Below are 7,516 nucleotides of genomic sequence, written 5' to 3' on the forward strand. Positions count from 1 at the left end.
CCGCACCGCACCGCACCGCACCGCACCGCACCGCACCGCACCGCACCGCACCGCATGCTGTCTTTTTTCGCTGGAGAGAGGGTCGGCAGCATGCGGCAGATCGATTGCGGCCTGCCTTCCGGCGGGCCGCAACGGTTTCCGACGGCGACGCCTCAGGCGGGGATGACGGGCAGATAATCCTCAAAGGTGATGTTCTCGGCGACGCGGCGTGCCTCCGCCTCCTCCTCTGCGCTGCGGACAGTCCATGTCAGGACCGACGCGCCAGCCGCCTTCAGTTCCGCCACCCGCGCGCGCCCCAGATCGGACCGCTGGTGGGAAATGAAGGAGGCCCCCGCCGCATCGTAATCCGGGATGGCGCGCAGGCGGGCGCAGGTTTCGGGAGAGAGCTTGTCCCATTCATCCGGGTCGTAGGAGCAGGTGATGAGGCCACGGGGCAGATCGGGGCGCAGCGCCCCGAAGGCGATGACGGAAGCCGGGTTGAACGACATGATCGCCACCGGCCCGCCATAACCTTCCAGCGCGGCCGCGGCCGCCTGCTCCAGTTCGCCCACATCCTCGCTGGAGGCGCGGGACTGGTCCTTTATCTCCACCAGAAGCGGCACGCGGCCCGCCACCACCTCCAGAAGTTTGGCGAAGGTCGGGATCTCGTCCGTGCCGCCCTTGAGCAGCATGGTTCCCAGTTCCGCTGCCGTCCGCTCCCGCAGCCAGCCGGTATGCTGGGTCAGGCGGGTGAGCCTTTCGTCATGGAACACCATCGCCTGACCGTCGGCGGAGAGCTGCAGGTCCAGCTCGATCCCGTAACCCGCGACCATCGCCGCCCGCGCGGCGGAGAGCGAGTTCTCCGCCCGGCCCTCTGCCATGTCGTGCAGGCCCCGATGCGCGATGGGGATGCGCAGGAAGTCGGCGGGGAGGGCGACGCGGGGCAGCGGGATTGCCGTCATCATCGCACCTCGAAGATCGCCTCGATCTCCACCGCAACGCCAAGCGGGAGCGAGGCTGCCGACACGGCGGAGCGGGCATGACGGCCCTGATCGCCGAGCGCTTCGACAAGGAAATCGGAGGCACCGTTGATGACCTTGGGCTGATCGGTGAACTCGGGCGTGGAGTTGACGAAGCCGGTCAGCTTCACCACGCGAGCGAGCCGGTCCAGATCGCCGCCGCAGGCCGCCTTCAGCTGCGCCAGCAGGCTGATCGCGCAGGCTTTCGCCGCCGCAGCCCCCGCCGCCACATCCAGACCGCCGCCGAGCTTGCCGGTGATGAGACCCTCCGGCCCCTGGCTGATCTGCCCGGAGACATAGACCTGATTGCCGGTCAGCACATAGGGCACATAATTGGCCGCGGGCACAGGCGCCTCCGGCAGCGTGACACCCAGTTCGGCGAGTTTCGTCTCGATCTTTCCGGCCATGAGGGGCTCCCTTCCTTTGGGGCGCGCAGCCATTGCCGCGCGCCGCATTGCGGGCGGGAGGCTATCCGGTTGCGCCGGGGCGCGGAACCCCCTTTGGCATGACATCCGCCTTGGACAGTCTCTCGGGGCCGGTGTCTGATGGATATCAGGGCGGCGGAATCAGGCCCGCTGCGAGCTGCTCCAGAAACAGCCGCTCGCCCTCGTTCGCAGCCATCTCCGGGGCATCGGCCACAGGCAGCCAGAGCGCGGTATGCCCCGGCTCCGTCGGCTCGCCGCGGCGCAGAACAGGCCGGGCGATGTAGATGGCGCAGAGCTTTTCCGCCCAGCGGTCGTATTCCGGCATGTAGGTGAAGCGCCGATAGGCCCCGACCCGCCGGGGGGCGGCGATGGTCCAGCCGGTTTCCTCCATCACCTCCCGGTGGAGGGCGCGGACGGGCGATTCGCCGGGATCCACGCCGCCGCCCGGAAGTTGCAGTTCCGGCGTCGGTTCCGCCTGAAAGGTCATCAGCAGACTGTCGCCCAGAACCAGCATTGCATAGGCCCCAGGCCTGAGCCTGTAACGCCGATCCGCCCTAACCGGTTCACCGATCCGTCGTATCATGGGTCATCCTTGCCCTTGGTCCCCCGCACGGGTTCCCTATATAGGGCGGTATGCCAAGGCGCGACGCGCAAGGAAACCCCATGACTCTTGGATCTCAGATCGCCTGGGACGATACCGTCCTTCCATTTCAACTTGACCGCTCCGACATCCGCGGCCGGGTCGCCCGGCTTGACGGGGTGCTCGACGATGTTCTGAAGCAGCACGACCATCCCGCCTCCATCGAGGCGCTGGTGGCCGAGGCCGTGATGCTGACCGCGATGATCGGCCAGACGATCAAGCTGCGCTGGAAGCTCTCGCTCCAGATCCGTGGCGATGGTCCGGCGCGGCTCATCGCGACCGACTACTATGCCCCGACGGAAGACGGCATGCCTGCCCGCATCCGCGCCTATGCGAGTTTCGATGCAGAGCGGCTCAGGGAGGATGTCGATCCCTTCAGCCAGATCGGCAAGGGCTACTTCGCCATCCTGATCGACCAGGGGCCGGGCACCACCCCCTATCAGGGGATCACTCCCATCGCGGGCGGGTCGCTCGCTGCCTGCGCGGAGACGTATTTCGCCCAGTCGGAGCAGTTGCCGACGCGGTTTTCGGTGACCTTCGGGCGCAGCCGGCTTCCGGGCGCTCCCGAGCGCTGGCGCGCGGGCGGCGTCATGCTCCAGCACATGCCGAAAAGCTCCCCCTTCGCCAAGGATGGCGGATCGGGAGAGGGCGGCCTGCTGCGCCCCGTGGACATACTCGACGGGGATGAGGAGGAGAACTGGAGCCGTGCCAACTATCTGCTCGACACGGTCGAGGACATGGAGCTGGTGGGGCCGAGCGTGCATCCGACGGACCTTCTGGTGCGGCTCTTCCACGAGGAAGGCCCGCGCGTCTATGACGCCCAGCCGGTGAAGTTCGGCTGCACCTGCTCGGAGGATCGTGTCCGCCAGAGCCTGTCGATCTATTCGGCCAAGGACATCCGCCACATGACCACGCCGGAAGGGATCGTGACCGCCGACTGCCAGTTCTGCGGCGCGCATTACGAGTTCGATCCCCGGACGCTGGGCTTCGAGGCGGAGATCACGCCCGAGGATGTCGCGGGCGGTGACGGCAAGAATGACCGCTGAGGCCACCGCGTCTTTCCCGGCCGCATCCGACCCGCTGGGCCGGGTGCGGTCCGCCCTGTCCGTCGATCTGCCGGAGGGGTCGAGCGATTTCGACCTCAACCCGCAAGTCGTGCTGCCCGAAGGGCGGCGCCTGCGCGAGGCCGCGGTGCTGATCCCGCTGCTCCACCGTCCGGCGGGGCTGGAGGTCATCCTGACCAAGCGGTCCTCCCACCTCGCGCATCATCCCGGCCAGATCGCCTTTCCGGGCGGCAAGATCGACCCCGGGGATGCCGATGCCCCCTCTGCCGCGGTCCGCGAGGCGGAAGAGGAGATCGGGCTTCCGCCCACCAGCGTGGCGATTCTCGGACATCTGCCGGTGCATGAGACGGTCACCGGCTACCTCGTCCATCCGGTCGTGGGCGAGATCCGCGCCCCCTTCGTCGTCCGCCCGGAGCCCGGCGAGGTGGAGGAGGTGTTCACCGTCCCGCTGTCCCGCCTCGCCGATCCGCGCCTCTACCGGATCGAGAAGCGCCGTTGGCGCAACGAATTCCGCAGCTATTACGTGATCCCCTATGGTCCCTATTACATCTGGGGGGCGACGGCGCGGATGCTCATGGCGCTCGCCCGACGGATGGAGGCCGGGAATGGCCGCTGACCGGATCTCTGGCGCATGGCTTGCCCGCCCGGAGACGCAGGCGGTCTTTGCCGCGCTGGAGGATCGGGAGCATCGCATTCTGGCTGTGGGCGGCTGTGTGCGCAATGCGCTGATGGGCCTGCCGGTCGCGGATGTGGACATGGCCACCGATGCGGCGCCCGAGGCAACCATTGCCGCGGCGCAGGCGGCGGGGCTGCGCGCCGTACCGACCGGCATCGACCACGGCACCATCACCGTCGTTTCCGGCGGGATCGGCCACGAGGTCACGACCTTCCGCCGCGATGAGGAGACGGACGGGCGCCATGCCCGCGTGGCCTTCTCCACCGATCTGGCCGAGGATGCGGCGCGGCGGGATTTCACCATGAACGCCCTTTATGCCACGCGGGAAGGGGAGGTCATCGACCCGCTGGGCGGCCTTCCCGACCTGCGGGCGGGCCGCGTGCGGTTCGTGGGTGACGCAGAGGCCCGTATCCGGGAGGATTATCTGCGTATCCTGCGGTTTTTCCGCTTCTTCGCGCGCTATGGCACGGACGGGCCGGACCCGGAGGGACTGGCCGCCTGTGCTGCGCTGGCCGGGGGACTTTCGACCCTGTCGCGGGAGCGGGTGACGATGGAGCTTCGCCGCCTGCTCGCCGCGCCCGACCCCGCGCCCGCCGTGGCCAGCATGGCGGCGGCGGGTGTTCTGGCACAGGTGCTGCCGGGTGCCGATCCCCGCGCGCTCGCCCCGCTCGTGCATCTGGAGGGGGCGCTGCCCCCCGACTGGCTCCGGCGTCTGGCGGTGCTGGGCGGCGAGACGGAGGGCCTGCGCCTGACGCGGGAGGAGGCCCGCCGCCTGCGCCTGCTGCGCGAGGCGGAGGGTCTGCCGGGCGCGCTCGGCTATCATCACGGCGCTGCCGCGGCGCGGGACATCGGCCTCGTCCGGTCCGCAAGCATCGGCGCACCGCTCCCGCAGGGATGGCTGGAGGAGGCCGCGCGGGGAGAGGCCGCCGATTTCCCCGTCCGCGCCGTGGATCTGGCCCCCCTGACCGGCCCCGCGCTTGGCCAGCGGCTGGCAGAGCTGCGGGATCGCTGGATCGCCAGCGGCTTCACCCTCGACCGGCGCAACCTGCTGGCGGACTGACGCTTTCGGACCGCTTGCGAAGCCGCCCGCTTCCGCCTATGCCCGCCGCCAGCAAGGGAGACGCCCGATGACCCCGGACGCGGTCGCGCGCCTGTTCACACATCAAGACGGCAGCTACCGCTTTGCCCGGTGGAGCAGGCCGATCGTGCCCGTCGTCTTCGGGGCGGACGATGCCACGCTCGCCACTTTCAAGGGCGCGGTGGAGGCCATGGTGCTGCTCGCCCGGCACCGCATGGCGGAAACCGACCCGGAGATGGGCGCGAACCTGTTCGTGTTCTTCTGCCGCGAGTGGCACGAGTTGCTTGCGGTGCCCGATCTGGATGGCCTGCTGCCCGACCTCGGGCCGCTTGCGGCGCGGTTGTCGGCGGAAGGGGCGCATCACTACCGGGCCTTCCGGTTCGAGGCGGACGGCGCGATCCGGGCCGCCGTTTCCGTCCTGCGTATCGAGGGCGCGCTGGCAGATATTCCGGCGGACACGCTGGCGCTGAACGAGATGGCGCATCTGATGCTGCTCTGGGCGGAAGGCGCCTTCCCGCAGGGGCCGCTCGCGCTGGCGGCGGGCCATGCGGTCCTCCGTCCCGAGATCGCGGGCGTGATCCGTGCGGCCTATGATCCGGTGATGCCGGTTGCCGCCAGCGACCCCTCTCATGCGCTCCGGCTCGCGGCGCGGGTGGCGGCATGAGCCATCTCTTCGCCCTCCGCGTCTATTACGAGGACACCGATTTCGGCGGCATCGTCTATCACGCCAACTACCTGAAGTTCATCGAACGCGCGCGGAGCGAATGGGTCCGCTCGCTGGGTATCGACCAGCGCCGGATGAAGGCGGAGACGGGCACGGTCTTTGCCGTCCGCTGGATGGAGAACGATTTCCTGAAGCCCGCCGTATTTGACGACGAACTGGTGGTGGAGACGCGGCTCGACCGGCTGGAAGGGGCGAGCCTGCATCTTCACCAGACCGTCCTCAGGGGCGCGGAGGCGCTTTTCACGGCCCGCGTGCGGCTTGTCTGCATCGGCGCGGCGGGGCGTCCGGTGCGCCTTCCGGCCGGGCTGCGCGCGGCCTTGAGCCATGCGGCCGGCGAGAAGCCGGGCTGACATGCCAAATCACGCGCCTGTGTTGGCAATTTGCCTGCATTCGCGGTAGAATCGGTGTAATCGAAAGCCGCGCGGAACGACGCGGCCAAAAAACCCAGACGAGCAGGACAGTGATGGAAACCCAAACCCTCGCCATGGCGCAGGAGATCGACTTCTCCGTGCTTGCGCTCTTTGCCCGCGCCACGATCGTGGTGCAGCTGGTGATGCTGGCGCTGCTTTTCGCCTCCTTCTGGTCCTGGGCGATCATCGTGCGCAAGTTCCTGATGTATCGCGCCGCGCGGGCGGAGGCGGCGGAGTTCGACCAGGCCTTCTGGTCCGGTGAGCCGCTCGACGAGCTTTACGACCGGATCGGTCCCAATCCGCAGGGCGCGTCGGAGCGCATCTTCGCCGCCGGAATGCTGGAATGGCGCCGCTCTCACCGGCAGGACGGGGTGCTGATCCCCGGCGCGCAGGCGCGGATCGACCGGTCCATGGATGTGGCCATCGCGAAGGAGGCGGAATCGCTCACCTCGGGCCTATCCTTCCTTGCCACGGTCGGCGCGACCGCGACCTTCGTTGGGCTGTTCGGCACCGTCTGGGGGATCAAGCACTCCTTCGAGCAGATCGCCATCGCCCAGAACACCAACCTCGCCGTCGTGGCGCCGGGGATCGCGGAGGCGCTGCTGGCCACGGCCGTCGGCCTCGTCGCGGCTGTTCCGGCGGTGATCTTCTACAACAAGCTCAGCGCGGACAGTGACCGGATACTCGGCGGATATGAGGCTTTCGCCGATGAATTCGCCACGATCCTGTCCCGCCAGCTCGACGCGCAGGCGGCCTGAGCGATGGGGGTCGGGGTCATGCCGGGTGGCGGTGGCGGCAAGCGCCGGGGCAGACGCCGCGGCCGGGGCCGTTCGGGCGCTATGTCGGAAATCAACGTCACGCCCTTTGTGGACGTGATGCTCGTGCTGCTCATCATTTTCATGGTGGCCGCGCCGATGCTGACGGTGGGGGTGCCCGTGCAACTGCCGCAGACCGCCGCCGCCGCGCTCCCGCAGGAGCAGGAGGAGCCGTTGACGGTCACGCTCACCGCCGATGGGGGGCTTGCGATCCAGAACACCATGACGCCGGAGGAGGAACTGCTGCCGAAGCTGCAGGCCATCGCGGCGGAGCGGCGGGACAACAAGGTCTTTCTGCGGGCCGATGGCTCCATCCCGTATGAGCGGGTCGTGCAGGTGATGGGCGCGCTGAATGCGGGCGGATTCTCCAACATCGGGCTGGTGACCGATTCGGGTGGCCCGGCCTTCGGCGGCCGACGGGCGGCGAACTAGGTCCGGCATGTTCGAGCGGTTGGATACCGGCACCAAGGTTTCGGCGATCGGCCATATCGGCCTGATCGGCTGGGTGATGCTGGGCGGATTCTTTTCGACGCCGGAAAGCCCGATGACGCCGCAGGTTGCGGATGTGTCGATCATTTCCGGCGAGGAATACGACGCCATGGTCGCCGCCGCGCCGGCGCCCTCCGTGGCGAGCGAGGCGCCCGCCACCTCCGCCCCGCCCGCGACCCGGCCCGAAACAAGGCCTG

General features: G+C 68.8%; 10 protein-coding genes and 1 pseudogene. 8 read left to right on the top strand and 3 right to left on the bottom strand.

What is annotated here, in order from left to right; genetic code table 11:
- Positions 1-152: 152 nt before the first annotated feature.
- From RT513_RS17365 to RT513_RS17375, 3 genes are all read right to left on the bottom strand, one after another.
- Positions 153-941, bottom strand: coding sequence for a glycerophosphodiester phosphodiesterase family protein (locus RT513_RS17365; RefSeq protein ID WP_088216985.1), 789 nt, complete (start codon positions 939-941; stop codon positions 153-155).
- On the bottom strand, positions 941-1,405 hold the full coding sequence (locus tag RT513_RS17370; protein ID WP_088216977.1) for a RidA family protein: 465 nt from the start codon (positions 1,403-1,405) through the stop codon (positions 941-943). The genes RT513_RS17365 and RT513_RS17370 overlap by 1 nt, the downstream gene beginning before the upstream one ends.
- A 145-nt stretch (positions 1,406-1,550) precedes the next feature.
- Positions 1,551-2,006, bottom strand: coding sequence for an NUDIX domain-containing protein (locus RT513_RS17375; protein WP_088216978.1), 456 nt, complete (start codon positions 2,004-2,006; stop codon positions 1,551-1,553).
- Between the two features lie 80 nt (positions 2,007-2,086).
- Here RT513_RS17375 and RT513_RS17380 point away from each other — a divergent pair, with 80 nt between their 5' ends.
- The 8 genes and pseudogenes from RT513_RS17380 to RT513_RS17415 all read left to right on the top strand — a co-directional run.
- The gene (locus tag RT513_RS17380; protein WP_290688816.1) at positions 2,087-3,109 is read left to right on the top strand and encodes an Hsp33 family molecular chaperone HslO; all 1,023 of its coding nucleotides are present in this window, start codon (positions 2,087-2,089) and stop codon (positions 3,107-3,109) included.
- On the top strand, positions 3,099-3,743 hold the full coding sequence (locus RT513_RS17385; protein WP_290688814.1) for a CoA pyrophosphatase: 645 nt from the start codon (positions 3,099-3,101) through the stop codon (positions 3,741-3,743). Before RT513_RS17380 ends, RT513_RS17385 begins: the two co-directional genes overlap by 11 nt.
- Entirely contained in the window at positions 3,733-4,863 is a 1,131-nt protein-coding gene (locus tag RT513_RS17390; RefSeq protein WP_313534194.1) for a CCA tRNA nucleotidyltransferase, read from the top strand. Before RT513_RS17385 ends, RT513_RS17390 begins: the two co-directional genes overlap by 11 nt.
- 67 nt (positions 4,864-4,930) lie before the next feature.
- Positions 4,931-5,545, top strand: coding sequence for a hypothetical protein (locus tag RT513_RS17395; protein ID WP_290685026.1), 615 nt, complete (start codon positions 4,931-4,933; stop codon positions 5,543-5,545).
- Positions 5,542-5,955 carry a tol-pal system-associated acyl-CoA thioesterase gene (gene ybgC / locus RT513_RS17400; RefSeq protein WP_088216983.1) on the top strand — a complete coding sequence of 138 codons (414 nt, stop codon included), beginning with the start codon at positions 5,542-5,544 and terminating at the stop codon, positions 5,953-5,955. The genes RT513_RS17395 and ybgC overlap by 4 nt, the downstream gene beginning before the upstream one ends.
- A gap of 113 nt (positions 5,956-6,068) precedes the next feature.
- Entirely contained in the window at positions 6,069-6,773 is a 705-nt protein-coding gene (gene tolQ / locus RT513_RS17405; protein WP_088216984.1) for a protein TolQ, read from the top strand.
- Positions 6,774-6,776: 3 nt separating this feature from the next.
- Positions 6,777-7,262 carry a protein TolR gene (tolR, locus tag RT513_RS17410; protein ID WP_290685029.1) on the top strand — a complete coding sequence of 162 codons (486 nt, stop codon included), beginning with the start codon at positions 6,777-6,779 and terminating at the stop codon, positions 7,260-7,262.
- Positions 7,263-7,269: 7 nt separating this feature from the next.
- Positions 7,270-7,516 (top strand): annotated as a pseudogene (locus RT513_RS17415) (hypothetical protein); the annotation flags it as partial.

The sequence above is a fragment of the Haematobacter sp. genome (assembly GCF_032102465.1).
Taxonomy (GTDB): Bacteria; Pseudomonadota; Alphaproteobacteria; order Rhodobacterales; family Rhodobacteraceae; genus Haematobacter.

Bases quoted from the DNA above. Each gene is read 5' to 3' on its own strand.
- RT513_RS17365 (WP_088216985.1), bottom strand. From the start codon at position 941: ATGACGGCAATCCCGCTGCCCCGCGTCGCCCTCCCCGCCGACTTCCTG.
- RT513_RS17370 (WP_088216977.1), bottom strand. From the start codon at position 1,405: ATGGCCGGAAAGATCGAGACGAAACTCGCCGAACTGGGTGTCACGCTG.
- RT513_RS17375 (WP_088216978.1), bottom strand. From the start codon at position 2,006: ATGATACGACGGATCGGTGAACCGGTTAGGGCGGATCGGCGTTACAGG.
- RT513_RS17380 (WP_290688816.1), top strand. From the start codon at position 2,087: ATGACTCTTGGATCTCAGATCGCCTGGGACGATACCGTCCTTCCATTT.
- RT513_RS17385 (WP_290688814.1), top strand. From the start codon at position 3,099: ATGACCGCTGAGGCCACCGCGTCTTTCCCGGCCGCATCCGACCCGCTG.
- RT513_RS17390 (WP_313534194.1), top strand. From the start codon at position 3,733: ATGGCCGCTGACCGGATCTCTGGCGCATGGCTTGCCCGCCCGGAGACG.
- RT513_RS17395 (WP_290685026.1), top strand. From the start codon at position 4,931: ATGACCCCGGACGCGGTCGCGCGCCTGTTCACACATCAAGACGGCAGC.
- ybgC (WP_088216983.1), top strand. From the start codon at position 5,542: ATGAGCCATCTCTTCGCCCTCCGCGTCTATTACGAGGACACCGATTTC.
- tolQ (WP_088216984.1), top strand. From the start codon at position 6,069: ATGGAAACCCAAACCCTCGCCATGGCGCAGGAGATCGACTTCTCCGTG.
- tolR (WP_290685029.1), top strand. From the start codon at position 6,777: ATGGGGGTCGGGGTCATGCCGGGTGGCGGTGGCGGCAAGCGCCGGGGC.